At 71.0% G+C, this 26,802-nt stretch carries 28 protein-coding genes, 2 tRNA genes and 2 pseudogenes; 19 read left to right on the plus strand and 13 right to left on the minus strand.

The annotated features are described in order from the left end of the window. The 4 genes from EF918_RS12660 to EF918_RS12675 all read right to left on the minus strand — a co-directional run. Positions 1 to 1,473 (minus strand): S8 family peptidase (locus EF918_RS12660; protein WP_148141227.1); only part of this gene is annotated, 1,473 nt, incomplete at its 3' end. Beyond that, positions 1,409 to 1,825, minus strand: a complete 417-nt coding sequence (locus tag EF918_RS12665; RefSeq protein ID WP_125644908.1) for a GNAT family N-acetyltransferase — start codon at positions 1,823 to 1,825, stop codon at positions 1,409 to 1,411. The genes EF918_RS12660 and EF918_RS12665, both read right to left, overlap by 65 nt. A gap of 73 nt (positions 1,826 to 1,898) precedes the next feature. Next, positions 1,899 to 2,618 carry a 4'-phosphopantetheinyl transferase superfamily protein gene (locus EF918_RS12670; RefSeq protein WP_125644910.1) on the minus strand — a complete coding sequence of 240 codons (720 nt, stop codon included), beginning with the start codon at positions 2,616 to 2,618 and terminating at the stop codon, positions 1,899 to 1,901. Between the two features lie 173 nt (positions 2,619 to 2,791). Further along, positions 2,792 to 3,295 (minus strand): hypothetical protein, encoded by a 504-nt coding sequence (locus EF918_RS12675; protein ID WP_125644912.1) that lies wholly within the window; start codon positions 3,293 to 3,295, stop codon positions 2,792 to 2,794. A gap of 278 nt (positions 3,296 to 3,573) precedes the next feature. Between EF918_RS12675 and EF918_RS12680 the strand changes: the two genes are divergently transcribed. After that, positions 3,574 to 4,065: a phospholipase gene (locus tag EF918_RS12680; protein ID WP_125644914.1), complete on the plus strand. Its 492-nt coding sequence runs from the start codon at positions 3,574 to 3,576 to the stop codon at positions 4,063 to 4,065. Between the two features lie 68 nt (positions 4,066 to 4,133). Here EF918_RS12680 and EF918_RS36920 read toward each other — a convergent pair whose 3' ends face one another. Together EF918_RS36920 and EF918_RS12685 are read right to left on the minus strand one after the other, a co-directional pair. Next, positions 4,134 to 4,304, minus strand: a complete 171-nt coding sequence (locus EF918_RS36920; protein ID WP_185921721.1) for a hypothetical protein — start codon at positions 4,302 to 4,304, stop codon at positions 4,134 to 4,136. A 184-nt stretch (positions 4,305 to 4,488) separates the two neighbouring features. Further along, a tRNA-Arg gene (locus tag EF918_RS12685) sits at positions 4,489 to 4,558 on the minus strand. Between the two features lie 252 nt (positions 4,559 to 4,810). On the opposite strand from EF918_RS12685, the gene EF918_RS12690 reads away from it, so the two are divergent. Further along, positions 4,811 to 5,266: a hypothetical protein gene (locus EF918_RS12690; RefSeq protein ID WP_125644916.1), complete on the plus strand. Its 456-nt coding sequence runs from the start codon at positions 4,811 to 4,813 to the stop codon at positions 5,264 to 5,266. Positions 5,267 to 5,505: 239 nt separating this feature from the next. Then, on the plus strand, positions 5,506 to 7,458 hold the full coding sequence (locus EF918_RS12695) for an NB-ARC domain-containing protein (protein WP_260610121.1): 1,953 nt from the start codon (positions 5,506 to 5,508) through the stop codon (positions 7,456 to 7,458). 49 nt (positions 7,459 to 7,507) lie between these two features. Here the strand turns inward: EF918_RS12695 and EF918_RS39035 are convergent, their stop codons facing one another. From EF918_RS39035 to EF918_RS36925, 5 genes and pseudogenes are all read right to left on the minus strand, one after another. Next, positions 7,508 to 7,963, minus strand: a complete 456-nt coding sequence (locus EF918_RS39035) for a dCMP deaminase (RefSeq protein WP_125644920.1) — start codon at positions 7,961 to 7,963, stop codon at positions 7,508 to 7,510. After that, positions 7,960 to 8,643, minus strand: coding sequence for a dihydrofolate reductase family protein (locus tag EF918_RS39040; protein ID WP_185921723.1), 684 nt, complete (start codon positions 8,641 to 8,643; stop codon positions 7,960 to 7,962). Before EF918_RS39040 ends, EF918_RS39035 begins: the two co-directional genes overlap by 4 nt. Positions 8,644 to 8,689: 46 nt before the next feature. Next, complete coding sequence (locus EF918_RS12710) at positions 8,690 to 9,697, minus strand: DNA-binding protein (RefSeq protein ID WP_260610122.1); 1,008 nt, start codon at positions 9,695 to 9,697, stop codon at positions 8,690 to 8,692. A gap of 192 nt (positions 9,698 to 9,889) precedes the next feature. Next, a pseudogene (locus tag EF918_RS39285) lies at positions 9,890 to 10,171 on the minus strand (helix-turn-helix domain-containing protein); the annotation flags it as partial. A 213-nt stretch (positions 10,172 to 10,384) separates the two neighbouring features. Then, positions 10,385 to 10,735, minus strand: a complete 351-nt coding sequence (locus tag EF918_RS36925; protein WP_260610126.1) for a winged helix-turn-helix domain-containing protein — start codon at positions 10,733 to 10,735, stop codon at positions 10,385 to 10,387. 513 nt (positions 10,736 to 11,248) lie between these two features. Between EF918_RS36925 and EF918_RS12720 the strand changes: the two genes are divergently transcribed. The 4 genes and pseudogenes from EF918_RS12720 to EF918_RS38115 form a co-directional block, all read left to right on the plus strand. Then, positions 11,249 to 11,545 (plus strand): hypothetical protein, encoded by a 297-nt coding sequence (locus EF918_RS12720; protein WP_125644928.1) that lies wholly within the window; start codon positions 11,249 to 11,251, stop codon positions 11,543 to 11,545. Beyond that, positions 11,542 to 12,570 carry a DUF2637 domain-containing protein gene (locus EF918_RS12725; protein WP_125644930.1) on the plus strand — a complete coding sequence of 343 codons (1,029 nt, stop codon included), beginning with the start codon at positions 11,542 to 11,544 and terminating at the stop codon, positions 12,568 to 12,570. Before EF918_RS12720 ends, EF918_RS12725 begins: the two co-directional genes overlap by 4 nt. Then, positions 12,567 to 13,217: a GGDEF domain-containing protein gene (locus EF918_RS12730; RefSeq protein WP_125644932.1), complete on the plus strand. Its 651-nt coding sequence runs from the start codon at positions 12,567 to 12,569 to the stop codon at positions 13,215 to 13,217. Before EF918_RS12725 ends, EF918_RS12730 begins: the two co-directional genes overlap by 4 nt. Before the next feature lie 47 nt (positions 13,218 to 13,264). Further along, positions 13,265 to 13,639, plus strand: a pseudogene (locus EF918_RS38115) (DNA cytosine methyltransferase); the annotation flags it as partial. On the opposite strand, the gene EF918_RS38120 reads toward EF918_RS38115, so the two are convergent. Continuing rightward, a complete protein-coding gene (locus tag EF918_RS38120; protein WP_260610128.1) occupies positions 13,523 to 13,930 on the minus strand; it encodes a hypothetical protein in 408 nt (135 codons plus the stop codon). The pseudogene EF918_RS38115 and the gene EF918_RS38120 sit on opposite strands and share 117 nt — an antisense overlap. A gap of 234 nt (positions 13,931 to 14,164) precedes the next feature. Here EF918_RS38120 and EF918_RS38125 point away from each other — a divergent pair, with 234 nt between their 5' ends. The 10 genes from EF918_RS38125 to EF918_RS12785 all read left to right on the plus strand — a co-directional run bounded on the left by EF918_RS38125 (position 14,165) and on the right by EF918_RS12785 (position 22,665). Further along, positions 14,165 to 14,326 (plus strand): hypothetical protein, encoded by a 162-nt coding sequence (locus EF918_RS38125; RefSeq protein WP_260610129.1) that lies wholly within the window; start codon positions 14,165 to 14,167, stop codon positions 14,324 to 14,326. A gap of 100 nt (positions 14,327 to 14,426) precedes the next feature. Beyond that, complete coding sequence (locus EF918_RS12740; RefSeq protein WP_185921725.1) at positions 14,427 to 16,628, plus strand: cell division protein FtsK; 2,202 nt, start codon at positions 14,427 to 14,429, stop codon at positions 16,626 to 16,628. 141 nt (positions 16,629 to 16,769) lie between these two features. Beyond that, on the plus strand, positions 16,770 to 17,021 hold the full coding sequence (locus EF918_RS12745; RefSeq protein ID WP_125644936.1) for a hypothetical protein: 252 nt from the start codon (positions 16,770 to 16,772) through the stop codon (positions 17,019 to 17,021). A gap of 22 nt (positions 17,022 to 17,043) precedes the next feature. Beyond that, positions 17,044 to 17,238 carry a hypothetical protein gene (locus EF918_RS12750; protein WP_125644938.1) on the plus strand — a complete coding sequence of 65 codons (195 nt, stop codon included), beginning with the start codon at positions 17,044 to 17,046 and terminating at the stop codon, positions 17,236 to 17,238. 9 nt (positions 17,239 to 17,247) lie between these two features. Continuing rightward, the gene (locus tag EF918_RS12755) at positions 17,248 to 17,694 is read left to right on the plus strand and encodes a hypothetical protein (protein WP_312847828.1); all 447 of its coding nucleotides are present in this window, start codon (positions 17,248 to 17,250) and stop codon (positions 17,692 to 17,694) included. A gap of 14 nt (positions 17,695 to 17,708) precedes the next feature. Next, a complete protein-coding gene (locus EF918_RS12760; protein ID WP_125644942.1) occupies positions 17,709 to 18,227 on the plus strand; it encodes a hypothetical protein in 519 nt (172 codons plus the stop codon). Between the two features lie 88 nt (positions 18,228 to 18,315). Next, positions 18,316 to 19,212 (plus strand): bifunctional DNA primase/polymerase, encoded by an 897-nt coding sequence (locus EF918_RS12765; protein ID WP_125644944.1) that lies wholly within the window; start codon positions 18,316 to 18,318, stop codon positions 19,210 to 19,212. A gap of 349 nt (positions 19,213 to 19,561) precedes the next feature. Continuing rightward, positions 19,562 to 20,956, plus strand: coding sequence for a phage/plasmid primase, P4 family (locus EF918_RS12775; protein ID WP_185921726.1), 1,395 nt, complete (start codon positions 19,562 to 19,564; stop codon positions 20,954 to 20,956). Positions 20,957 to 21,088: 132 nt separating this feature from the next. Continuing rightward, complete coding sequence (locus EF918_RS12780; protein WP_125644951.1) at positions 21,089 to 21,286, plus strand: AlpA family transcriptional regulator; 198 nt, start codon at positions 21,089 to 21,091, stop codon at positions 21,284 to 21,286. Beyond that, entirely contained in the window at positions 21,286 to 22,665 is a 1,380-nt protein-coding gene (locus tag EF918_RS12785; RefSeq protein ID WP_125644953.1) for a tyrosine-type recombinase/integrase, read from the plus strand. Before EF918_RS12780 ends, EF918_RS12785 begins: the two co-directional genes overlap by 1 nt. A 202-nt stretch (positions 22,666 to 22,867) precedes the next feature. On the opposite strand, the gene EF918_RS12790 is transcribed toward EF918_RS12785, so the two are convergent. Then, positions 22,868 to 22,940 (minus strand) — tRNA-Arg (locus tag EF918_RS12790). A gap of 323 nt (positions 22,941 to 23,263) precedes the next feature. Here EF918_RS12790 and EF918_RS12795 point away from each other — a divergent pair. Then, the gene (locus EF918_RS12795) at positions 23,264 to 24,892 is read left to right on the plus strand and encodes a dynamin family protein (RefSeq protein ID WP_125644955.1); all 1,629 of its coding nucleotides are present in this window, start codon (positions 23,264 to 23,266) and stop codon (positions 24,890 to 24,892) included. A gap of 4 nt (positions 24,893 to 24,896) precedes the next feature. Beyond that, positions 24,897 to 26,802: GTPase (locus tag EF918_RS12800; protein WP_260610124.1), on the plus strand; the 1,906-nt coding region annotated here is incomplete at its 3' end.

A 26,802-nucleotide genomic window follows, 5' to 3' on the forward strand; every position in this document is an offset into this window, starting at 1 on the left:
GATCACCTGGTCGATCGTGACCGCGACCGTGGTCCCCTCGGTCCCGTCGGGGATCTTGATGGTGCCGGAGAACTTCGGCGGGTCGGCCTTCTTGCCCGCTTCCTGGTGGATGGGGGTGGCCGGGCTGTGCAGGAGCAGGTTCCGGGTGTGGGCCGGTACGCCGGTGAGCCGGTCGGGCTCGGACCCGTCCAGCACGGCCTTGGCGACCTGCGCCGGTGCGGCACCCGGGTGCGCGCCGAGCACCTGCGCCGCCACGCCGGCCACGTGCGGGGCGGCCATGGAGGTGCCGGACATCGTGCCGGTGGCGCTGGGCAGCCCCATCCAGGCCGAGGTGACCCGGCTGCCGGGGGCGAAGAGGTCTACGCAGCGGCCGTAGTTGGAGTAGCCGGCGCGCCGGTCCTCCCGGTCGCTCGCCGCGACCGTCAGGGCCTCGGGCACCCTGGCCGGGGAACCGGAGCAGGCGTCGCGATTCTCGTTCCCGGCGGCCACGGTGACCGTGAACCCGGCCCGGATCGCCCGCTGCACCGCCCGGTCCATGGTCGGACTGCGGTCTCCGCCCAGACTCATGTTGGCGACCGCGGGCAGCGCCTTGGCGGCGGTGGCGTCCTTCACCATCCAGTCCAGGCCCCGCAGGATCGCCGACAGGCTGGCGCTGCCCCGGCACGTCGCGACCTTCACCCCGACCAGCTCCACCTCCTTGGCGACCCCGTACGTCGCCCCGCCGATGCTGCCGGCGACATGGGTGCCGTGGCCGTTGCAGTCGGTCGAGGTCTCCATCAGGACGGCGTTGGCACCGGTGCGGGCCCGGCCGCCGAACTCCCGGTGGTAGGTGTTGATCCCGGTGTCCAGGACGTAGACGGTGACACCGGCGCCGGTACGGTCGTAGCGGTACCCGCCGTCGAGCGGCAGCGCCCGCTGGTCCAGCCGGTCCAGTTGCCAGGGCGCGTCCGACTGGGTCTCGTTGATCCGGAACGTGGCGTCCGGCTCGACCCGGGCGACCCGTGGATCGGCGGCCAGCTCGGCGGCCCGCGCGGCGCTGGTGCGCACGGCGAAGCCGTTGAGCACGGTGTCGTAGACGTGCCCGACCTCGTCCCCGGCCTCGGCCGCCTCGGCGGCCAGCGCCCGGGCCACGGCGCGGGGGGCGACGGCGTCCTCCTCAAGGACGACGACGTAGGAGCCGTCCGACTCCTGGGATGCGGCAGAGCGGACCGGGAGGAGGCGGCAGATCGAGTCGGCGGGAGCCGGCAGATCCGGCCGAGAGGATGCGGCACAGTCGGTCGGACCGGAGGATGCGGCTCGGTCGGTCGGACCGGAGGATGTGGCGCATACGGTCAGGCCGGAGGATGTGGCGCATACGGTCAGGCCGGACGATGCGGCGCATACGGTCAGGGGGCGAGCGGCCGGCCGATCAGGGGGCGAGTGGCCAGCCGCGCATGGTGAAGACCCCCTCGTCCTGCGCGCCGGCGGCCGCATACGTCGCCAACGCCGCCTCGTTGTCGGTGTCCACCCCCACCCACATGCCGTAGCAGCCGCGCGCCCGCGCCTCGGCCGCCAGCGCCTCGACCAGGGCCCGCCCGATACCGCGGCGGCGGTGGCCCTCGTCGACGGACAGCTCGTACAGGCACATCTCGGTGCCCTTGTCCGGGTGGGTCATCTCCACCCCGGACACCATGCCGACCGGGGTCCCGCCGGCGGCGTAGGCGATCAGCATCAGGTGCCCTGGGGCGGCCAGGAACCGCTCGCACTGCGCGGCACCGGCCGGCCCGTCGAACAGCCTCTCGGCCGCCTGGAGTTCGGCGACCGTACGGGCAGCGCGGATGTCCATGCCGGCCAGCGTAGGGGGCCGGCCCGGCTCGGACGAGCGCTTTGTTCCGGGCTCTGGCTGCTGCCGCGCGGCCCTACCTCTGCGACCCCGGCCCGGGCTGCTGCACGGCGAGGGCGGCGGCGTAGCCGTCCGGGGCGGGGAGGTCGGACAGGTCCCAGCCCGCCACCGGCGCGGGGGTCGCGGCGGAGCCGACGTAGGGATCGGTCAGGCCCAGGGCGAGACCGGCGCCGGTGGCCTTGAGGTAGGCCTCCTTGCGCGCCCACAGCCGGGCCAGGGCCGACGGCCGCCCGTCCTCGGGCAGGGCCCGTAGCTCGGCGGTCTCGCGCGGATGCAGCGTGTTGAGCACGTCGGCCACCGCGGCCGGGCCGGGTACGGCCTCCACGTCGACCCCGACCGGAACGGGAGCCAGGGCGACGTACGCGACGTCCCCGCTGTGCGAGAGCGAGAACCGTACGCCGCCGCCCACCACGACCGGCCGCCCGTGCGGCCCGCCGCAGCAGTGGCAGTCCTCCCGGCCCAGCTCGACCCGCTCGGGCGGCAGCCCGAGCGCACCGCCCAGCAGCACGCGCAGCCCGAGGTGCGAGGCGCGGTAGCGCTGCCGATCGGCCGGCCGCACCAGCCGCACGGCGCGCTCCTGCTCGGCGGCGTCCAGGACCCGCTCGGCCCCGGCGACCGCGAGGCCGCCCACCACGTCCGCGGTGGTGTCCAGGGCCCAGACGGAAACCCGCCCGGGGTCCGGGAGCGCGTCGGCCTGGGGGGCGTCGGAGCCCAGCCGGTTCACGTACTCGATCATCCGACGAGCCTAGTCCGTCGTAACGATCACCGTACGACGGGATGACAGAACGACAGAACGACAGAACGACAGAACGAGGATCGGAAGGGAAGGGTCGGTCGGCGGAGGGCCGGTCGGGACGTGTGATCGGGCAGCCCACCGGACGGAGAGGGAGAAAGAGCCGGGGAGGCCGCTCAGGGAGTCGGTCCGGCGGCGGCCGCGGCCGTGACGGCATCGGGCGAGGTCTCCCCGTTCGTCCAGGCGTAGACCCGCTTCCCCCGCACGGCGACCTGGTACTGCACCGGCCCGGCGCACTCGGGCCGTGCGTCGTGCCGGGCGTCGGCGGGCCACCAACGGGCGTGCAACGCCGGTGCCCCGACCGGCTGCGGCCGGCCCGCGCAGTGCGGGGCGGACAGCCGGGTCCCGCCGAGCGTGAAGCGGATCAGCTTGCCCTGGCCGTCCGTCCGTATCTTCACCTTGACGTTGGTCGCGTCCCGCGGGACCCACGCGGGCAGGGCGAAGGCCCGGTCGCCGTCGCGGGACGCGTCGGCGGCGGAGGAGAAGGTCTTCTCCTTCTCCTTGAACACCTGCGCCTTGACGGCGTCGGTCAGCGCGTTCGGCGGCAGCTCGGGGAGGACGAACGCGGCGGTCGCGAGGACGCCGACCGTCGCCACGGCGATGACGAGTGGACGCTTCATACCCCCAAGTCTCGCCAGACCACCCCCTCGGGGGGTCCCCCTGAGGGACGAATCGTCCCCGGCCTCAAGTCGGACAGGAGTCATCCCGAAGTGCCGTACGGCCGGTATGCCACACCCGACACCGCCCCCCGGCAGGCGCACCGCACCATGCCGTCAACTTCCGTACACCCCACCCCACTTGAAAAGAGTGAACGCGTATAGCGGCACGCAAGCAACGGGCCCTAGCTTCCCCGTGAGCGATCCAGTCCACCGCAGATCCCCCTCACGGAGGAACCCCGATGAGACGCACTCTCCGGCCCGCCGCCCTGGCGCCCACCCTCGCCGCCACCGCCCTCACAACTGTCATGGCCCTGGCAACCCCCGCCGCCGCTGCGGTCCCCGCCGACAAGCCGCAGGTGCTGAGCACCTGGACCCAGACCAGCGCCGCCAGCTACAACACCTGGCTCGCCGCCCGGGCGAACCAGAGCCGCTGGAGCGCGTACAACTTCGACTGGTCCACGGACTACTGCAGCAAGTCCCCGGACAACCCCTTCGGCTTCCCCTTCCAGACCGCCTGCGCCCGCCACGACTTCGGCTACCGCAACTACAAGGCGGCCGGTTCCTTCCCGGCCAACAAGCCGCGCCTGGACGACGCCTTCTACGCCGACCTCAAGCGGGTCTGCTCGGCCTACTCGGGCGCCAAGAAGGCCTCCTGCGACGCCACGGCCTGGACCTACTACCAAGCAGTCCGCGCCCTGGGCATCAGCCCGGAAACCACCCCCGCACCCTGACCACCCCGGGCGGGCCGTCGCTCGAAGCAACGGCCCGCCCGAACGCATCGCTGTGATGCGTCGCGGGCTCACCCGAACACGTCGTCCTCCCGGGCCGGCCACGCGAGGGTGATCCCGACCCGGTTGCAGAGGGCGAGCCAGCGCGCTTCCGTCGGCTCCCGCTCGACCCACAGCACGGCGCGTACGGAGTTTGCACGGTCCGCGAGCCTGTCCTGGTGGTCGAGCAGCTGCCGTTGCAATCATTCTTCAATCCACCGTGGCCACCCGGAGGAACACGGAACAGTCGGTGAGAGCCGGACGGTCGTTCGGGGTGTCCGGGCCGCCGTCCGGTGCTTACGTCAGTACTACTGACCCCGCGCTAAGGTGCCCTGACCTGCACAAAGGCCCTCCGCCGGGAATCGGAGGAGGGCTGTGGAAGAAGAGCGCCCCCGGCAGGACTCGAACCTGCGGCCAAGCGCTTAGAAGGCGCCCGTCTCGCTTCGCTGCGACGGGCGTCTGACCTGCGGCATCGGTACGAGCGGGACTAAGTTGTGGTCCCACTCCACCGGCCCTCCACCGGAGCGGCGTGTTCCGAGTGGGCTCGTACCCCGGTGGTTGCCCTGACGTCTCGGGCCTTGCCCGTCAAGTGCGCTGGCAGTCGGGTGCTCACCTAGTGGCCCTCAGTCTGCCGAGAATCATGAAAGCCGCTGCGAGGTGACCCCAGTCGGCGCTTGAATGAGGGCGGACACGCGACGGGGGGAGTGGCATGCTGGCTGACGGAATCGCGGCGATGGCTGCGGCAGGAGCTGGGGCGATTGTCCAGGCGGCAGGAACAGATGCATGGGCGACGGTCCGTGACCGCGTCACTCGAATCTTCGGTCGTGATCAACAAGAGGTGGCTGCCGAGTCCCTCGAACAGACGTCTGTCGCGCTGGAGGAAGCCTCCTCACAACCAGGCGAGGTGGATCGTGCGCGCGCCCTCCAACTGGCTCTCTGGCAGGTCAGGTTTGAGCAGCTGCTGGCAAACCTTGAAGGTGAGCGACAAACGCACGTCGCGGCTCAACTAAGTGAGTTGAGCGATCACACGGGGCCGCGAATCGCCTCTGGGGCGGTGAACTTCAACAGCAATGTTTCGGTCCGAGCTGACGGCGGCTCTATCGCCGGGGCGTATTTCGGAGGGGAAGTCCGTATCGAAAACCCTCGCGACCCGGGCGCGGTTTAGGGTATACCGATCCCGGGGTTCTTCGCCCGTCCATTGAGGCCGGAATCTCTTCGTTTGCCGCCTCTGGGGGATTTGCGATCGGTCGAATTGATCGATACTACGAAGCGGCGCGAAACGATATTTCCGGCCCTGCGTCATGGCCTCGCATGGTGGGCCTCATTCCTCCTGAGGCTCATTGCTTTGAACCGCGTTCGGTGATGAGGACGGGTGTACCTGGAGCCACTCGCATCCTCACGGGTATGGGAGGGGTGGGGAAAACACAGATAGCTGCTCGTAGTGCTCGACAAGCGTGGAGCACCGGAGCGGTGGACCTCCTGGTTTGGGTTACTGCAACCACGAGAGAAGCAGTCGAGATCGCATACGCGCAAGCGGCTGCCGAAATCTTCGCGGGCCTGGATGAGGATCCACCCCAAGCTGCGCTCCGTTTTCTTGGTTGGCTGCAGTCGACGAATAAACGATGGATGATTGTCCTGGATGATGTCCTTGACCCATCAGATATTCGTGGGCTATGGCCGCCGATCCAGGAAAGCTCGCAGACGCTGGTGACCACGCGCCGACGAGACGCAGCATTGCGAGGCCAAAGTAGATCCCTGGTGCAGGTCGATACTTTCTCGCCCGAAGAAGCTCGTGCGTATTTCTCGGCGAAACTCGATGAGAATGAAATGAGTTGCGCACCGGAAGAGATCGACTTGCTGGCTAATGATCTTGGCTATCTTCCGCTCGCCATGGCTCAGGCCGCCTCGTATATCGTGGATCAAGGCTTGGGGGTTCGCCAGTATCGAGAACGGTTAGCGGACCATCGTAGGAAGTTGGTCGACCTGCTGCCCGACGACAGTGGGCTTCCCGATGATCAACAGGCTGCGCTAGCTGCAGTCTGGGATCTATCGATTGATCTGGCTGATGAAGTCCCCCCGGTGGGATTGGCCAGCGCTGTCCTATGCCTGGCATCGATGCTTGAGCCGAACGGGGTGCCGACGGCGATCCTTGCGAGTTCCGCAGCCAGAACCTACCTGGCTATTTGTCGGCATCTAATGAATGAGGATGAGGGAAATCCAGGTGATCAGCTTCCGGAGATTCCCCATGAGCTCGTCGTATCGGCTTTGCGAACTCTGCACCGGCTAAGCCTCGTGAGTCACGCGCCCGATGAGCCGCATCAGCTCGTCCGGATTCATCCGCTGATTCAACGCGTCACGCGTGAGAGCGTAGACAGGGAGCATCGTAGCGAGCTTTCATTCTTCGCGGCGGCCTCCCTTCTGGAAATGTGGCCGCGAAATGGCGCCGACCGGGATTTGTGTCAAATTCTGCGCGAAAACGCGGACACGCTTTCCGGGCTTGCTGCGGAAGATATGTGGGAAAACGGCTCCTATCATGTTCGATTCCGCTGCGCGGAAAGCTACGGTGAGGCCGGGATGATCTCAAGTGCAATCTCGCAGTGGCGGGAGCTTGGGAATGAGGCCGAGATTCACATCGGGTCCGACCATTCTGACGCCCTGGAGTGTCACACTAGATTGGGCGTGTGGCAGGCTCGGGACGGAAATTTCAGCGACGCAATGGAAACACTTCGAGCGCTCTACGGGTGCCTCACGAGGACCAAGGGTCCGAGTCATGCCGACACCATATGGGTGGCGGGAGAGCTCGCTAATCTGCTTGGGCACGGGGGTGCCTTCCGGGCGGCTGGGCAAGTTTTCAAGGATCTCCGCCCGAAGCTCCTTGAGCTCTATGGTGAGACTCATCGACTGGTAGTTGAGGGGCGCTGCCAGGAGGCCTACTGGCTAGGTCGATCTGGAGACCCGGAGGCTAGCATCGACATTTTGCAGGACGTCCTTTCAAGTCTTCCTGAGGACCTTTCTGATGATGTGGAGTTCCTTTGTATAGTTCGCCAATACATCGTGGACCTCAGGGCTGCCTCGGGCGACCTCTCCGGATCTGTGCGAGAGCTAGAAAGTGTGCTTGATGTTGAGGTGCAATATTTTGGTGCGGAGCATCCGGAGGTGCTAATTACACGCCACAATCTCGCCTGCCTGCGTAGCCAGGCGGGTGATGATTTGCGAGCAATTTCGGAGCTGAGGGATTTACTCGTGGTGCGTGAACGTGTGCTCGGTGAGATGCATTCGCGTACCGTGAATACGCGAATGAAGCTTCAGGAGTTGCGTTCTGCTGCGAGCGGCGACGGAGCGGACGGAAACGTCTAGGGCGTCGCAGCTCCTAGTCGGAAGCCGCAGCTGTGCTGGCAGCCGCCATCTATTCGATCAGTAGATGGGAGTTGACAGCCCGAGCGGCGCTTGCCAGATCAGGCAACTCTAGGACCTCCCTACCGGCCTCACGGAGTGTCTCGGCCCCGATGCAGTCCGGCACTAGGAGGCTGGGCTCGCGCCAAGCGATGACTACCCGGCAGATCGGGGAGCGGAGGAGTAGCTGCGTGCACGTCAGCGGCCGCGACCGGCGTTCGGAGCAGGGTTCGAGAGTGCTGTAGATGGTGCCGCCGGCGAGGCGGGGGTCGTCCGTGGGGAGCTTGGCCAGGGCGGCTTCCTCGGCGTGGACGTGGGCGTCGGTCTCGCGGGAGTAGCCGCTCGCGAGTTCCTGGCCGTCGGCGCTCACGATGATGGCACCCACCGAGAAGGCTCCCTCGGCCGGCGGGCACTTGCGCGAGAGGTCGATGGCGCGCTCCATCCAGGCGCGGTCTTCGGCGGGGGTCATGCGGCACCGCCCTGCTTGGGCAGGTAGCGGAGGAGGACGACGTCGCCGATGGCTCGGGTCTCCGCGAGGTGCATGCGGCGGCTGGAACCGCCAGGGTAGGCAGCCGGGTTGAGGAAGCGCGGGGCGCCCGGGTCGCCTACGAGGAGTGGGGCGATCGCGAGGTGGATTTCGTCGGCGAGGCCCTGAGAGACGAAGGCTGTGTGGATCTGGCCGCCGCCCTCGACCATGAGCCGCCTAATGCCGCGGGCGCCGAGGTCGTCCAGCAGGGCGCCGAAGTCGATGTCGGGGCCGGTCGAGACGACGTCCGCCAGGCCGGCGAGGCGGTCGCGGAGCTTCTCCTCGCCGGCGTCGGTCGTGTACGCGACCTTGTCGCCGCCGTGGTGCCAGAACTTCAGGTCCGGGTCCAGGTCACCGCTCGCAGAGATGGTCACCTTGAGCGGGTACGCGGGCTTGCCCGCGGCGACCCGGGCCGCGCGGCGCTCCTCGCTGTTCACCAGGAGGCGCGGGTTGTCGGCCCGCATCGTGCCGGCGCCGATCAGGATGGCGTCCGACTCGGCCCGCACCTGGTCCACGCGGTCGAAGTCCTCGCTGTTGCTCAGCAGAAGCCGCGTCGTGCTCGTGTCATCGATGTAGCCGTCGACGGACGTGGCCACGCTCAGCAGTACGTACGGGCGGGGCATCAGGGGGTCTCTCCTTCGGTTGCGGATGGGCGCTGAGGGGGTCGCGTCATGCCTGGCGGAGTACGGCCTCGGTCAGCGCCGCCTTGAAGTCGGCGACGCCAGGCACCGTACGCCATTGATCAAGTACCCCGTCGAGTTGAGCCAGCTCGCGCGAGATGCGGTCCGATCCGGTGTCGCGGGCGATGCTCAGGGCCTGGATGCCCACCACGGCCGCCTGCTCCGCCTCGCCGGCGCGGGCTAGGGAAACCGCCTCGCGGCCGAGGTACACGCCGCGGTCGCGGTGGAAGCCTGCGGGGAGTCGGCCGATCGCGTTCCGGAAGCCCTCGGCGGCGCCGTGGTGGTCGCCGAGGGCGGCGAGGCTGTGGGCCCGCTGGACGTCGATGTACGCCGCGTCCAGCCAGACGCCCCAGGGCGAGGACGGGTCCGGGTCCATGGTGGCGTGGAGCTCGCGGGCGTGTTCGTACGCGCGCTGCGCGGCTTCGGGGTCCTTGCGGAGGGCGTGCCCGTGGGCGGCATACGTCGCGGCGACGGCGGCCAGGCGGCTGTGCGGGGCCGCGCGGTCCTCCGCGGCCTCGGCCACGTCGACGGCCTCGATCGGGTCGTGCATGTCGCCGGCGAGCTGGCTGCGGCGGGCCAGGATGTACGTGGTGAGTTCGTCGTCTCCGGCCATGTGCGACGCCTCCAGGGCCTCGCGCATCCAGTGCTGAGCGGCCCGGAAGTCGCCGAGGTCCTGATAGAGCCAGCCGCAGAGTTCGGAGTACTGGGTCTGGAGCTGGAGGAGTTGGCGACGGTCGGTCCCCCGACGGTCCGCGCGCAGCTCCTTGATGACGGCGATCTGCTGCTGGACGGTGGGGATCACGCGGTGGGGCCCGAAGAGGTTGTCGTTGTCGATCAGGACCCTTCGGGTGGCCTGAAGCAACTCGATCGGGTTGGCGCCCGACGCGATCAGGTCGGAGCTGCGGGGAGCGCTCGCGGCGGCCGCCGTGTCGGTCACCGCGGCGATCGCCGCGCTGGCGCCGAGCGCGCCGATCAGGGCCCTTCGGGAGAGGGACACGAAGATGATCCTTCCGTCGTCAGCACGTACGGGGACCGATAGCCCCTCTTCCGACGGTGCCTGAATGTCCGTTTCCTCGGCCAGATCCACAAGGCTGTTGGCCACATGGGACCCCTGGTTAGCCACATCCGTTGCGGGGAGTGCCTCAAGGCTGACGCCCTGGAGTATCGAGGTGTGGAGTCGTACGAGAGACCCGCCGGCCCCGAGCGCGTCGTCGTACGCGCGGACGAGATCGGCGGAAGCAGCCTGGCCGCCGCGCTCCACGCGAGCCATGTAGCTGGTGTTGAACAGGATGGACTTGCTGAGCTTGCCCAGGGATAAGCCCCGGTTCGAGCGCCACGCCCGCATCTCAGCACCGAGATAGTGCTGAGGGCTGGCGTGCGGCGTGAGTTGGTTCGGACGCTGCCCCACTTCGTCCCCCTCGATGTGGCCTATGTAGCCGTCTCCCGGCAGCCACATTGCAGACCTGTCCATCAGTCAACGGCCCTCGCTACAAAGGATGCAGAGGGCGGGCAACAGCCTAGCGACGCAGGTCGGAGCCCTCTATCCGATGCGAGAGAAGGGACTGGACTGTGACCACGATCGCGATGACGACAGCAGCACCAGCAGGATTGGCCGGCTCGACGTAGCGAGCGAAGACGGGCCCGCGCCGCCCCTCGGCCCCCGGCCGGGGCGGCGCGAGCAAGGTCACCCTCGCTCCAGGCCCGCCATCCGCTCGCGCAGTTCGGCGACTTCGCCCCGGAGCTGCGCCACCTGCTGGCGGAGTTCCGCGATCGCCGCCTCCGGCCCCGCCTCTCGGGCGAGGTCCGGGGACTGTGCGGTCAGGAACGCTCCCTTGCCCTGGTGGCTCACCGCGAGGCCGTCGGTCTTGAGCTGGCGGATCGCGTCCCGGGCAACCGTCACTGTGACGTCGTACTCGGCGCGGATCTCCGCGAGCGACGGGAGCTTCCCGTCCCGCGTGAATTCGTCGGCGGCGATCCTCCGGCGGAGGTCCTCCGCCACCTGTTGGTACGCCGGCTTGCCCGTCCACTCGACCATCTGCACCCCATGTCCCTGACTCGACCTCTGCCTCATAGTGCCCAAGCGGCATAGGTGGGGGCCACCCTCTGGCCGGCGCGTTCCGGCGGGAGACTTGACGTACTCTGCCTCACAGTGCACTCTGAGGCAGAGTTGAGGGGTCGCCAACACGGCCGCTCGACAAGGCCCGTCGCTGCCGGCGGAGCCATGAAGACCTGCACTGCCTGTGTCGCCCGGAGGGCCTGCGAGGGCTCCAAGGAAGCGCATGTTCTTTGACAACTGAATGGGGATCACGCCGCCTCTCCTCGGCCAAGCAGGCGGCCACGCGGACTCCCGCGTGATGTACAGCGCCACCCCAACCCTTCCGCGGCCCCTTCGGGCTGCGGCCGGTTGCCTCCCTCGCCCGTCTCGTACGGGCGGGGCGCGGGGAGCTGGAGCTCCACCAGCACGACTACCGCCCGGCGGCGGGACTCCCCACCAAGGTCGCCCGCCGCCGTGGCCCTCCCTGACCCCTCCGATTTCTGGAGAGCACCTATGCGTACGTTCATCGGCGGCCAGGAGGCCGTCAGCGCGAACGACTTCGTGGAACTGGCCCTCGGGACCCCTGTTGAGCTGTGGCTAGGGGTGGAGGGCGAGAGCGAGGAGGAGCGTGCGGCCCGGCTGGACGCGGCCCGCGACATCCTCGCCGAGAACCCCAACCTGCCGGACGTCGTGAGCCGGGTCGCCGCCGAGGTGATCGAGGCTTACGCGCCGGAGCTGTTCAACGTCATCCCGATCGGCCGCCGCCTGGCCGCCCGCCGTTGCTCTCGCTCCCTCAAGGGCGCGGCATGAGCACCGAAACATACGGACCGGCGACCAAGGCCCGGCCGGCGGTGCCGCCACTGACCCGCCCGGAGATGGGCCTCGCCGGCACCGGGGCGCTGGCCGCGGCCTGCGTCGGCGCGCTCGGGCTGATCTCCTCGTTCGACGCGGTCTCGGCCGCGGCCGGGCGGTGGGGGTTCGGTGATCCGTGGATGCTGCCGGTGGGCATCGACACCGCGATCCCGGTGTTCACGGTGGCCAACTTGCTGTTGATCCGGATGGACATGGCGTTGGTGTGGGTCCGGTTCGTGCCCTGGGTGCTCACCCTGATCACGTGCGGGCTGAACATCGCCGCCGGGCCAGGGGTGTGGGCCAAGGTCGCGCACGGCACGATGCCACTGCTGTGGGTGGTCTTCTCCGAGATCGGAGCCCACATCTACGCCGTCCGCATCGGCGCCGTCACCGGCCGCCGGATGGACAAGATCCGTGCCTCTCGCTGGCTGCTCGCCTTCCCCTCCACCTTCTCCCTGTGGCGCCGGATGACCCTGTGGGAGATCACCTCCTACACCGACGCTTTGACTCGGGAGAAGGAGCGCCAGCTCGCCCGCGCGGACCTGCGTGAGGAGTACGGGCGGCGGTGGCGGTCGAAGACCCCGCGCCGCGAACGCGTCCTGCTCCGCCTCGGCGAACTCGCCCCCGAGGCCGTCGAGGAAACGCCCGAGCCGCCCGAGCCGCCAGCGCTGCCGGAGCTAGCGCCAGCGCCCGAAGAGGAGCGAGTGCCGCAGGTGCCGCGAAAGCGGCCCGCCCGGTCCCGGGCCAAGGCCAAGAAGCCGCTCCGGACCGCGGAGGAGCTGTGGGCCGAGGCGCGCGAGGTCACCGTGGCGTGGCCCGACAGCGCGATCAACGCCGAAGCCATCCGCACGCACCTGCGCTGCTCGGCCACCAGTTCCCGCACTCTGCGCGATCAGCTCTTGGCCGACCGCGCCGCATCCAGTCCGCTGACCCTGCCCGAGGACGAGACGACCGCCGTGGCGGCGGAGGAGGTCGCAGCATGAACACCCTGATCGCCACCGCGACCGGCGCCTTACCGGTCGCGGCTGGCTGGTCCGCCCACGTGCTGTGGCTGCGCCGCCGCCTGCACACCGCCCGCCGCGACCCGCTCACCGGGCTGCAGACCCGCGAGGGCTTCACCCGCCGGGCTGCCGCGCTGCTGCGGGATGAGCGGGCGGTGGTGCTCCTGGCGGACGTGGACGACTTCAAGCAGATCAACGACCGCCACGGCCACGCCGCCGGCGACGCCCTGCTGAAAGCGACCGCCGACCGCCTCGCGCACTACGTCGGCGCGACTGGAGTCGCCGGACGCCTCGGCGGGGACGAGTTCGCCGCCGTCCTCCTCGACCCGCACGGCACCGCCGAGGACCTCTTCGCCGCCCTGCGCGCCGTCCTCGCGCGCCCCGCCGATTCCGCCCGCCCGGAGGTCCGTACGACGGTCTCGCTCGGCTGGGTGCGGGTCGCGGACTTCCCCGGAGAGGGCCTCTCCCAGCTCCTGGGCCGTGCGGATGAGGCGATGTACGCGGCCAAGCAGGCCCGAGCCGGTGTCAAGCGCGCGGGGCTGGGGCGGCTGTTCGCGACCGTGGCCGGGCGCCGCTCGGGCCGACGAGGCGCCCGCTCCGGCACGCCGGGCGTGGGGGTGGCGGCGTGAGGGGGCTGCGGGTCGGTTCGGTGTGCACGGGTTACGGCGGGCTGGACATGGCCGTCCAGGCCGTCTTCGGCGGACAGCTGGCGTGGGTCGCGGACAACGACTCGGGCGCGTCCCGCATCCTGGCGCACCGCTTTCCGGACGTGGTGAATCTCGGCGATCTGACCGGGGTGGACTGGCAGGGGGTGGAGCCGGTGGACGTGGTGTGCGGGGGGTACCCGTGCCAGCCGTTCAGCTCCGCCGGCAAACGAAAGGGGATCGCCGATGCCCGGCACATCTGGCCCTACATCGCGGACGCCCTTGGCGTTCTACGACCCCGATACGCGGTCTTTGAGAACGTCGCAGGGCACCTTTCCCTTGGATTCGACACCGTCCTCGCTGACCTTGCCCGCCTCGGGTTCGATGCGGAGTGGTGCACTCTTCGCGCGTCGGACGTCGGTGCGGCGCATCAGCGAAAGCGCGTCTTCCTCCTCGCCCGCCTTGCCGACCCCGGCCGCACGCGACTGGCGCGGGGGCGGACAGGCCGGCCAGCTGCCGACCGCGATCGGCTCTCTGCTGCCGACCCCGTCGGCCTCGGAAGCGGCCGGCCCCGGGCATGCGGCACAGGGCGGGATGAACCTGCGCCACGCCGTCTCCCTGCTGCCCACGCCGGTGGTCGGCGATTCCAAGGGAGCTCGACAGGCGACGGCGCCCACCCCGCGCAGCAGTTCGCCCACTCTGTCGGACCTGGCGTTCGCGAAGCTGTTGCCGACGCCCCGCGCGACGGACGGCAGCAAGGGCGGGCCGAACCAGCGCGGCAGCAAGGGGGATCTGACTCTCCCCTCGGCAGCCCACCGGATTGGGGCCCCTACAGCGCCGCGATCACCCGCTGGGAAGCCGTCCTCGGACGCCCCGCACCCGGGCCAGTTGACCCTCTGGGACGACTGAACCCGGTCCTCGTCGAGTGGCTCATGGGCCTGCCCGAAGGCCACGTCACCGCCGTGCCCGGCCTGTCGCGCACCGCGCAGCTCAAGGCCCTCGGCAACGGAGTCGTCCCCCAGCAGGCCACCGCCGCCCTGCGACACCTGCTCGAACTCGCCGAGCCGCACCGTCCGGCCGCATCCGCCGCCTGACCTGCCCGGAACACCTCCGCCCGCTGATGCGGGCCCGGCCGCCCACCTCTCACAGCGCCGGCCGGGCCCGCCCAACCCTTCACTCTGGAAGGACCCTTCAGTGAAACACCCCGACGACGAGAACGAACTCTTCTCCCGACTCGAAGCCGACATGGCCGCCGACTTCGGCGCCGACGTGGTCGACCTCGACAAGGCCCGCACGGCCCGCGCCGAGTCGCCCGACCCGACCGCCGACCCGGGCCCCGACTCCGCCGACGGCGGGTCGGGCGACCCGTCGGCCCGCCGGTTGGTCGACGGCCCCGACGTCCCCGGGCCCGGCTACCTCGGCCGACTCGCCGGAGCCAAGCGGCGCGCCATCGTGCCCGCGTGGCTGCGGTCGACGGTCGAGTTGAAGACTGCGGCCCGCTGGGTGGCCGGGCACTACGCCCACCTCGCCGGGTACCACGCCCTCCGAGCCCCGGTCTACATCGGGCGGCTCGCGGTGCAGGCCCCGCGGGGGACCGCCCGGTTCGTCGGGGGGACGCTTCGGTGGGTGGCTGACCGCGAGGGGGAGCCGGTCCGACTGGCCGCCGTCCGGCGCGAGGACGTCGGCGAGTACCTCAAGCTCTCCCGCCAGCGCGACGGCCGCGTACGCCTGCGCACCCTGATCGCCACCGTTGCCTCCCTGATCGGGTTAGGGGCCGCCCTCGCCCTCTACGTTCTGGCCCCCGGCTGGCTCCAGGCCGTCTCCCTCAGCGCGCTGCTGCTGGCCCTCGGCGCGGCGGGCGGGCAGGCGGATGCGCCGGTCGTCCACAGGGCTGTGGAGATGGCCAAGGCACCCAAGCTCACCTCCGACATCGTCCTCCGCGCCCTCGGCGCCCTGGGGATCGCGCCGATCTCCCAGGCTCAGGCCAAGGGTCGGGACGGCTTCACCTTCACCGCCCCCATAACCCGCGATGGGCCGGGCTGGCGGGCCGAGGGTGACCTCCCGTACGGCGTGACCGTGACGGATGTGATCGAGCGCCGCGACAAGCTCGCCTCGGGCCTGCGCCGGCCGCTGGGCTGCGTGTGGCCGGAGGCCGTCCCCGACGAGCACACCGGCCACCTGGTCCTCTGGGTCGGCGACCAGGACATGACCAAGGCCAAGAAGCCCAAGTGGCCCCTGCTCACCGCCGGCTCGGTGGACCTGTTCAAGCCCGTCGCGTACGGGACCGACCAGCGCGGACGCTGGGTCGAGGTCACGCTCATGTTCATCGCCGGGGTGATCGGTGCGATCCCGCGCATGGGTAAGACGTTCCTGCTCCGCCTGCTCCTGCTGATCGCGGCGTTGGACCCTCGGGCGGAGCTGCACACGTACGACATGAAGGGCACCGGCGACCTGGACCCGGTCGGCAACGCCGTCTCCCACCGCCACGCCGCCGGCGACGACGATGAGTCGATCGCCTACACGCTCGCCGACTTCCGCAGCCTGCGGGAGGAGCTGCGGCGACGGGTCAAGGTGATCCGCTCCCTGCCGCGGGACATCTGCCCCGAGAACAAGGTCACCAGCGCCCTCGCCGACAAGCGCTCCCTCGGCCTGCACCCGATCGTGGTCGGGGTGGACGAGTGCCAGGTGCTGTTCGAGCACCCCGAGCACGGCAAGGAGTTCGAGGAGATCGCCACCGACCTGGTCAAGCGCGGCCCGGCCACCGGGATCGTGCTGCTCCTGGCCACGCAGCGGCCGGATGCGAAGTCCCTGCCCACCGGGATCTCGGCGAACGCCTCGGCCCGTTGGTGCCTGAAGGTCATGGGCCAGACCGAGAACGACATGGTCCTCGGCACCTCCTCCTACAAGCGGGGCATCCGGGCCACGATGTTCGCGTGGGGTGACAAGGGCATCCACTACTTCATGGGCGAGGGAGCCGACGCCCGGATCGTCGCCTCCACCTACATCGACGCCCCCGGCGCCGAAGCCATCGCCGCCCGCGCCCGCACCGTCCGCGAGAAGGCCGGACTCCTCACGGGCCACGCCCTCGGCGAGAGCCCCGAGACCGTCACCGGCCCGTCGTACGACCTGCTCGCCGACATCCTCGCCGTCGTCCCGGCCACGGAGAAGCGGGTGTGGAACGAGCGGATCGCCGCCCGCCTCGCCGAACTGCGGCCCGAGGTCTACGGCGGGTGGAAGGGCGAGAACGTCACCAGCGCGCTCAAGCCCCACGGCATCAAGACCGTCGACGTCGCCGGCACCACCGACGAGGGACAGCGCACCACCCGCCGCGGCATCGCCCGCGCCGACCTCACCAAGGCGATTGCGGAGCGTAGCGAAAGCCCGGGTGCCGCATAGCCCCGAACCGCTGCTACCGGTAGTAGGCCGACCTGCTACCGGTAGCACCCCCGCTAGCACCCCACACCGCACCTGATCAGGTCGCTAGCGCATAGCAGCCCACCTGCGAAAACCCTAGAAACCAGCCTGGGAGGGCCCTTCATGCCCCCTGCCCTGCTCGCTATCACGCTCCTGCTTGCCGTCACTTTCTGCTACGGCGGCTTGTGTGCGGTCTCGCCGTTCGGGACCTGCCGCAAGTGCCGCGGCTTCGGCTTCGCGCTCACCACCGACCGCAAGGGCCGCCTCAAGCGCGGCAAGCACTGCCGCCGCTGCGACGGCCACGGCAAGCGCATCCGCACCGGCCGCTGGCTCTACAACCGCGCCGTGCGCATCCACCGCGCCGGCACCAACTAACCCCGTCCACGGAGGCATTCCGATGATCTTCACCATCTCCGCCGTCCTCCTCTTCGGCGCCGGATCGTACGTCGCCGTCCGCACCAAGGCCGCCGGCGCCAGCGCCGCGGTCGTGCTCTTCCTCTTCGGCTTCTTCGCCGCCGGCACCGGCGCGTACGAGCCCATCAGCAACGTCGTGAAGTCCACCGCCCAGGCCCTGACCGACCTCGCCAACTAGGAGCCCCTGGTGAACGAGAACACCCCAGCCGAAGTCCACCACCCGATCCCGCTGCACCCGCCAACGACCGCCATGCGCCTCACGACGGTCCACCCGCACGCGCTGCCCGAGGTGCAGACCCTCCAGCTCCCCGACGGCCGCCTCATCACCGGCTACGCCCTCACCCCGGCCAAGGCCCCCGAGCCGTACCGCGAGCCCCGCGGCATCAACCCGCTCGGGCTGAACATCGCCCTCGGCGGCATCGGCCTGCTGGCCGCCGCCGGCGGCCTGCTGCTGCTCGCCACCTTCATCACCGTGCTGACGGCCCTGGTCCAGCAGCTCATCATCCTGGCCGCCGTCATCTTCGGCGGCTGGATCGCCGTCCAGGCCCTGGGTCCCCGCAACCACCGCGCCCCGCACGGCACGACGGTCAACATCCGCCGTGCCGTGTTCAAGCGCAGCCACTTCCACCAGTGACAGGGAGAACCAGCGTGTTCGAGATCCGCGTCATCTGCGACCCCTCCGACGTCACCGCCGTCTCCGCCGCCCTCGAGCAGGCCTTCAACACCGGCGCGGTCCGGCAGATGAAGTCCCGTACCCCGGGCAAGGAGCGGCTCTACATCACCGCCGACCACCGCGCCGAGAGCACGACCCCCTGGCCGACGCCGGAGGAGGCGTACGCCAAGGCCCCGTCCGTGATCAGCGAGATCGGCTGGACCGCCCGTCACGTCCGCGACGCCCTCAAGGGGGCTGATCTCGGCGACACCCGCGTGTTCTGGCTCCGCAAGGCGGCTGTGCTGGACCGCATCGCCTTGGACGACGCCCGCCACGGCGCCGAGGGCGACGCCCTCGTGGCCGCGATCGAGGCCGCTCACCGGTTCCGTGTCTGCGACGCCAGCGCTTCCGACACGTACAACGGCACGCCCCACGACGCCGGCAGCGACGCGGCGTTCATGAACCCCCGTGGCTACCCCCGCCAGGAGTACGCCGCCTGGATCCACCAGCAGTAGGTACGCCGCGGCGGCGGGACTCCCCACCAAGGTCGCCCGCCGCCGCGGTCCTCCCTGACCGTCCGAAGACAGACAGGAGACCCCCAGCATGACGCATCACCCGCCCTCCGCGCTGCTGTCCGCAGCGCTCGCGGCCGCCGCCCGGGGCTGGCCCGTCTTCCCCCTCCGCCCCGGCCAGAAGCGGCCCGCGCTGCATGCCGAAGCCCACTGCCCCCGCACGGGGCCGTGCGCCGCCGGGCACGCGAAATGGGAGCAGCGCGCCACCACCGACCCGGACACCATCCGGCGGTGCTGGACCCACAACCCGTACAACATCGGCATCGCCACCGGCCCGGCCGGCCTGCTCGTGGTCGACCTCGACCAGCCCAAGAACACGGCGGACGCGCCGTCCGGCGCGGACACCTTCAAGGCGCTCTGCGAGCGCGCCGGGCAGGCCGTACCCATCACATACCGGACCCGGACCCCCAGTGGCGGCGAGCACCTGTTCTTCACCGCCCCGCCCGGTGGCTGGCTCGGCAACACCGCGGGCAAGCTGGGCCCGCTCATCGACACGCGAGCCTGGGGCGGATACGTCGTGGCCCCTGGCAGCAACATCCCGGCCGGTGCCTACGAGGTGACGGACGACGCGCCCCTCGCCGAACTCCCGCCCTGGCTGCTCTCCTTACTCCAGTCCGTGCCGCCGACCGCGGCCAAGCGGCTGACGCCGCCCACGGTCAGCGGGACCCGCGTGGCCCGCGCGGCGCTCGACGCCGAGTGCACCGTCGTCCGCACCGCGCCGGACAAGCAGCGCAACGCCACGTTGAACCGGTGCGCCTTCAAGGTGGGGCGCTTCGTCGCGTGGGGCGACATCCCCCGCCAGGAGGTCGAGGAGGCCTTCCAAGCGGCGGGGGAGTCGCGAGGCCTCACCGCGGCCGAGTGCCGCGCCACGATCCGGAGTGCGCTCGAGAGCTCCCTCCGCGCGGCCCGGCCCCGGGACGCGGCATGACGCCACGCGACCCTGCCCGCCTGGAAGGCCACGCCCGAACACCCGCCGGGTCCAGCTCCGCCGAAGGAGCCCTGACCACCAACGGTCGTAGCGCGCCGAAGGGCGCCGCCGAAGGCGTCGTCGTTGCCCTTCTCCCTGACCCGCGACCGGATGACGGACCCCGCATCGTCGCGGTGTTGCGGTTGGTTGCGCCCTTCCGGGGCACGCCGTGGGCGCACGCGTGGTGCGCGTGCGGGACATGGGACGAGCGTGCAACGGGCTTGCGCGGCTGCAAGGCCCTGGAAGCGCGTCACGCCCGCCACCGAAGCGTCTGCCCCCTGCGGGCACCGCGCGAGGGGAGGAGGGCCTCATGACCGGCGAGGAACTGCCCCCGCACTCCCACCCCCTGGCCGTGGCCCGCCGTCTCGTTCCCGACTGGCAAACCGAGGAGGGGCACCTGCGGATCCGGCGCTGGCGCGGCATGTGGATGTGGTGGACGGGCACCTGCTGGCGGGAGTTCGACGAGCAGCAGATGCGCGCCGGCCTCTACAAACGACTGGAGCACGCCACCTTTCAGGCCGGCAGTGACAAGGACGGAGCCCCCGAAGTCCGCGACTGGGCACCCACGAAGACGAAGATCAGCAACCTGCTCGACGCCCTCGCCGCCATCACGCTGCTGCCGAATGACGTGGACGCCCCGTCCTGGATCGACCACGAGCGCGGCCGGCACGACCACAGCCCCATCGTGGCGTGCCGGAACGGGCTTCTGCGGATACGGGACCGGGAGCTGCTGCCGCACGGTCCCGGGTTCTTCAACCTCGTATCCGTCCCGTACGACTACGACCGGCACGCCACCGCTCCGAGCTGGGAGGCGTTCCTGAAGCAGGTCTGGCCGGACGACCCGGCCGCGATCGCCGCGCTCCAGGAGTGGTTCGGGTACGTGCTCTCCGGCCGCACCGACCAACAGAAGATCCTCCTCATGAAAGGCCCCTCCCGCTCCGGGAAGGGCACGATCGCCCGGGTCCTCAAGGAGCTGGTCGGAAAGGAGAACCTCGCAGGCCCCACACTCGCAGGGCTGGGCAGCAACTTCGGGCTTTCCACCCTGCTCGGCAAGCCCCTGGCCGTCATCTCCGACGCCCGCCTCTCCGGCAAGGACAACGGCCAGGTGGTCGAGCGACTGCTCACCATCTCCGGTGAGGACACCATCGACATCGACCGGAAGTTCCGCGACCCGTGGACGGGCAAGCTCCCCACCCGATTGATGATCCTCACCAATGAGCTGCCGAACTTCGGAGACTCCTCGGGCGTGATCGCGCGCCGGTTCGTCGTCCTCAACATGACGGTGTCCTGGCTCGGAAAGGAGGACACCAAGCTGACCGGCAAGCTCGCCGCCGAAATGCCCGGCATCCTCAACTGGTCGTTGGACGGCCTCGCCCGCCTGGAGCGCACCGGCCGGATCACCGAGCCGCCGTCCTCCCAGGAGGCGGTGATCACCATGCAGGACACCGCCTCGCCCACGAGCGCGTTCGTACGTGAGCGCTGCATGACGGGGCCGGCGTGCGAGGTTCCCGTGGACACCCTGTGGGCGGTCTGGCGGGAGTGGGCCGAGGACAACGGGGTCAAGTCCACCGGTACGAAGCAGATGTTCGGCCGCAACCTGCTCTCCGTCGTCCCGCAGCTCCGCCGCACGCGCCCCCGCGACGCCTACGGCCAGCAGGTGCCCACGTACACCGGAATCACCCTCACCCCATCCGACCCGCAGTAGCCCGTGTCGCGACTCATCGCGGCTCATGCCCCTGCTCGGGCCTCTGAGTCGCGATGAGTCGCGACCCACAGCAATGCGGACTCAACACGCGGCGGGGAGCGCTAGCTCTCCCCGCATGCCGCGGAGGCACCCATGACCACCCACACCCGTTCCCGCGGGATGCTCACGGTCCCCGAGGTCTGCGCCGAGCTCGGGGTCTCGCGATCCACCTTCTACGACTGGCGCCTCAAGCGCCGCGCCCCGCGCTGCATCAAGCTGCCCAACGGCGAGCTGCGCGTCCGCTGGGGTGACCTGGAGAACTGGCTGAACGACCGCGAGGACGCTGCCTGATGGACACCACGTACGACGTCAAGATCTGGAAGATCGGCACGCGCAAGATGGCCAAGGGCACCACGTACACCGTGCGCTGGTTCCTCGGCGGCAGGGAGTGGCGGGCACCGTTCGCCACGGCCGCGCTCGCGGACGCGTTCCGCTCCGAGCTGGTCGGCGCCACCCGACGCGGCGAGGCGTTCAGCGTCACGACCGGCCGGCCGGTCTCGCACCGGTCCGGCGCGGCCGAGGTGAGCTGGTACGACTTCGCCGTTCAGTTCGCCGATCACCAGTGGCAGCGCACCAGCGGCAACAGCCGCAAGAACACTGCGAAGGCCCTGACGGCGGCCACGCTCGCACTGCTGAAGGCGCCGGTGCCCAGCGCGTACGACCCGGTCACCGTGCGGCGCGCCTTACGGGAGTACGCCTTCAACGCCCGCCGGCGGGCCGCGGTGCCAGCGGACGAGTCGGTCGTGCTGAGGTGGATCGAGCGGAACAGCCTGACCATGGCCGCGTGGGAGAGCACCACGAAGGTGGACGCCGTCTTGCACGCCGTGTCGAGCCTGCTGGACGGCACCACGGCCGCCGCCAGCTCCGTGAAGCGGCACCGCCGGATCTTGAACGTCGCCATGGAGTACGCGGTCCGGCACGACGTCCTCCGGACGAACCCACTTCCGAAGGGCAGGGGAGCGTCCCCCAAGACGAGTACGGCCGTCGACAAGCGGTCGCTCCTCAACCCCCTCAAGGCGGCCGGCCTGCTCGGGTGGGTGCGCGGCCGGCCCCGGGGCGGCCGGAGGCTCCACGCGTTCTTCGCGACGATGTACTACGCGGGGCCCCGCCCCGAGGAGGCGATCGCAGTGGACGTGATGGACGTACGCCTGCCGGCCGCGGCCGCGGACGACCAGTGGGGAGAGATCCTCTTCCACACCGCGCAGCCCGAGGTGGGCAAGCACTGGACGGATGACGGGGCGATCCACGAGGAGCGGGGCCTGAAGGGAAGAGCGGCGGACGACATGCGCGTCGTCCCCTGCCGGCCCGCGCTGACGAAGATCCTCCGCGAGCACATCGAGCGCGAGGCCCTGAAGCCCGGCGATCTCCTCTTCCAAGGGGAGAAGGGGGAGATCCTCGCCGGATCCGTCATCCGCCGGGCGTGGCGCTCCGCCCGTAAAGAGGTGCTCACCCCGGAGGAGTACGCCTCCCCCTTGGGGAAGCGCGTCTACGACCTTCGGCACACCTGCCTGACCAACTGGCTCAACGACGGGGTGCCGCCGGCGCAGGTGGCCGAGTGGGCGGGCAACAGCGTTCCGGTACTGCTCGCGATCTACGCCCGGTGCATCGCGGGGCACCTGCCGGACCTCAAGAAGAGGATCGAGGCCGGGGGAGACCTACCCGAGGTCTGACGATTGGGGCGGCGCGGACTGCACCGTGTATGCACCGTGGCCACCCGCAGAAACCCGGAAACAGCCGGACAGGGCCGGACGGCCGCTCGCACTCCGCGGGGGCGGTCCGGCCCTTACGTGGCCACTACAGCAGACGCGCTAAGGTGCGCTGACCTGCGAAAAAGCCCTCCGCGAGGGAGGGCTGACAATCGGACGAACGAAGCGCCCCCGGCAGGACTCGAACCTGCGGCCAAGCGCTTAGAAGGCGCCTGCTCTATCCACTGAGCTACGGGGGCCGGTAGGTGACCGTGTGTGGTCTGGAGCCCCGTCTGGGGGTGGGACTTCGGGCCGTGCCGGGTCAAGGATAGGGCTCCGGTCGCCTTGTCCCGGTTGCTTCGCTGGCGTGCCACGATGTGGAGGTTCGGTGAAGCGGTCCCGATAATCGCAGGCAGGTGCGATTCTCGCACCGCTTTTGCGCCGCCACGCGCCGGGTGTTGTGCACTCGTTATGCCTGCGCCCCACTCGCCCCTTGTGTCTGGGATGTTCCTCCCGAGTCGCGGTCGGCGCGCGCGAGGCGTATAAGCTTCAAAAAAGGTCACAAATTGGGCATTCTTCACATGTGGTGACCTTGGATGTTCGGCCCCAGCTGCTCGATGCCCTGTCCGCCCTGCGCGACCGGGTCGCCTCCGTGCGTCTGCCGCTGCCCCTGCCCGGCGCTCCCCGCGCCCGGCAGACCAGGGCCGAGCTGCTCGCCCAGCTCGACGACTACCTGGTCCCCCGCCTCAAGGCGCCCGAGGCACCGATGCTCGCGGTCATCGGCGGGTCCACCGGGGCCGGGAAGTCCACCCTGGTCAACTCGCTCGTCGGGCGTCAGGTCAGCGAGGCCGGTGTGCTGCGGCCCACCACCCGAACCCCCGTGCTCGTCTGCCACCCCGACGACCACCACTGGTTCGCCGGCATGCGCGTCCTGCCCGATCTGCTGCGCGTATGGCTCCCCGCCGACGAGGAGGAAGAGCTCCTCACCCCCGCGGGGCGCAGGTCCGCCAAGGCCCGGGCGGCCGCCGCCGGCGCCGCCCACGAGCTGCGGATCGAGACCGTCAGCACCCTCCCGCGCGGGCTCACCCTGCTCGACGCGCCCGACATCGACTCCCTCGTCGTCGAGAACCGCACCCTCGCCGCCCAGCTCATCTGCGCCGCCGACGTCTGGGTCATGGTCACCACCGCCTCCCGCTACGCCGACGCCGTGCCCTGGCACCTGCTGCGGACCGCCAAGGAGTACAAGGCCACCCTGGTCATCGTCCTCGACCGGGTGCCGCACCAGGTGCTCGCCGAGGTCTCCCGGCAGTACGGCGCGCTGCTCACCCGGGCCGGGCTGGGCGACGTACCGCGGTTCACCGTTCCGGAACTGCCCGAGTCCGCCGGGGGCGGCGGGCTGCTGCCCGCCAGTGCCGTCGCGCCGCTCGCCGGCTGGCTGCTGCACCACACCCAGGACCCGGCCGCCCGGCAGTACGCCGTCGGGCGCACCGCCCTCGGCGCGCTCGACTCCCTGCGTCGCCGGATGCCCGAGCTCGCCTCCGCCGTCGCCGCCCAGCACGCCGCTGCCGTACGGCTGACCACCGCCGTCGAGGAGGCGTACCGCAGGGAGGGCAGGCGGGTACGGGGCCGGCTGGACGCGGGCGCCGTGCTGGCCGGGGACGCGCTGACCCGGTGGCGCGGCTACCCCCTCGACACCACCGCCGACGAGCTGCTCGACTCCCTCGCCGAGAGCCTGTCGGCCCTGCTCCAGTGCGCCGTCGCCGCCGCCGACGAACGCATCGCCGAGGCCTGGCGCAAGGAGCCCGCGGCCGGCGCGGTCCCGCTGCCCACGCCCGACCGGGAGGCCGGCGAACGCATCGGGGCGGCCGTACGGCGCTGGCGGCGCGTGCTGGAGGAGCTGGCCGAGGAAGAGGTCGGCCGGCTCGCCAAGCAGCCCCTGCCCGACCCCGACGCCGTGGCCGCGCTGCTGGTGGCGGCCCTGCTCGGCGGCAAACGGGCCCGCGGCGCAGGAGAGAAGCTCGTCGAGCGGATCGGCGTACAGGCCGCGCTGCGGCTGCGCGACCGCGGCGGGGAACTCGTCGGGGAGCACCTGGACGAGGTCCTGCGCGCCGAACGCGACCGCCGCCTGGCCCCGCTCGACGCACTCGAAGTGACCCCCGAGGCCCAGGCCGAGCTGATCGCCGCGCTGTCCGTACTGCAGAAGGAGAGGTGACGCGGTGACCGCACTGGCCGATCGCACCGACGACCGTTGGGACGACGGGCTCATCGCGCGTTCGCGCCGCGCCGACAGCCGGGGCGGGCACGGCCTCGACGACGACCCCGACGCGGACGACGCGCTCGTGCGGGCCGTGTCGGGCGGGGCAGGCGCATCCGGAATGTCAGGGTTTGCCGGGGTGTCGGGGATGTCGGGTGTCCCGGGAACCGTCTCCGGGGCCGGCGGCGACGGCGGGGTCGTGCCCAGCGTGCCGGTCAGCCCGGAGGGGCAGGCGCTGCGGACCCGGCTGGAGGCGCTGCGCCACCTCGTCGGACTGTCCCGCACCCGGCTCGACGGCAAGACGCTCGCCGAGGCGGGGCGGGTGCTGGACGAGGCGGCGGCGCGCCGCGGACTGTCGGGGCAGCACACGGTCGTCGCCATCGCCGGAGCCACCGGAAGCGGCAAGTCCACGCTCTTCAATTCACTCGCAGGGGTACAGATCTCGGAGACCGGACTGCGCCGGCCCACCACCGCCGCGCCCATCGCGTGCAGCTGGACCGACGGCGCGGCCGGCCTCCTGGACCGGCTGGAGATCCCCGGCCGGCTGCGCCGCAGGCCCCGCGAGACCGGCGAGGCGGCCGGCGCTCTCCAGGGGCTGGTCCTGGTGGACCTGCCCGACCTCGACTCCGCGGTGGGTGCGCACCGGGCGCACGTGGACCGGGTCCTGGGGCTGGTCGACGCCGTGATCTGGGTGGTCGACCCGGAGAAGTACGCCGACGCCGTCCTCCACGAGCGCTACCTGCGCCCCCTCGCCGGCCATGCCGAGGTCACCTTCGTCGTGCTCAACCAGGTGGACCGGCTGCCCGGCGAGGCCGCCGACCAGGTGCTGGACGACCTGCGCCGGCTGCTGGACGAGGACGGGATGGCGCTCGGCGAGCACGGCGAGCCGGGCGCGACCGTGCTCGGGCTGTCCGCGCTGACCGGCGAGGGCGTGGGGGAGCTGCGGGAACTGCTGGCCCAGTTCACCCAGGAACGCGGGGCGGCCACCCGGCGCATCTCCGCCGACGTCGACCGCGCGGCGGTGCGGCTGCGGCCGCTGTACGTCACCGACGGACCGCTGCCGGAGCTGGGGGAGCGGGCCCGGGCGGAGTTCGAGGACCGGCTCGCCGAGGCCGTCGGCGCCTACGCCGCCGGACTCGCGGCGGAACGGGCCTGGCGGCGCAACGCCGGCAAGGCCTGCGGGACGCCGTGGCTGCGGCTGTGGCGCTGGTACGAGGGCCGGCGCGCCCCGCAGCGCCTGGGCGGGCTGGCGGCGCTGGCCGCCATCGGCGGACGCACCTTCGGGGTCGAACCGGAGCCCGTGGAGGCGGAGGTGACGGCCCGCCAGCGGGTGGAGCAGGCGGTACGGACCGTGGCCGACGAAGCGGCCGAGGGGCTGCCCGACCCCTGGGCGCAGGCGGTACGGGAGACCGCCGCGCGCGGGGCCGCCGGGCTGCCGGAGGCGCTGGACGAGCTGGCGCTGTCGGCCGGTGTGCCCACGGGCCGGCCGCCGCGGCCGGCGTGGTGGCCGGCGGCGGTCCTGACCCAGGCGGCGATGACGCTGCTGCAGATCTTCGGCGGGCTGTGGCTGGTCGGACAGATCGTGGGCGTGCTGGAGCCGGAGCTGCTGCCGCCGGTGCTGCTGATGGCGGCGGGCATCGTCGGCGGGCCGCTGGTGGAGTGGGCGTGCTCGATGGCCGCCCGCGGGCCGGCGCGGCGCTACGGGCAGGACGCCGAACGGCGGCTGCGGCAGGCCGCGGCCGGGTGCGGGCGGGCCCGGGTGCTGGAGCCGGTGGCGGCGGAGCTGCTGCGGTACCAGGAGGTACGGGAGCAGTACGTCAGCGTGGCGGCGGGGGCGGCTGCTGCCGGTGGGGCGGTCAGTGGTGGCG

This window comes from Streptomyces sp. WAC06614, assembly GCF_003949795.1.
Taxonomy (GTDB): Bacteria; Actinomycetota; Actinomycetes; order Streptomycetales; family Streptomycetaceae; genus Streptomyces.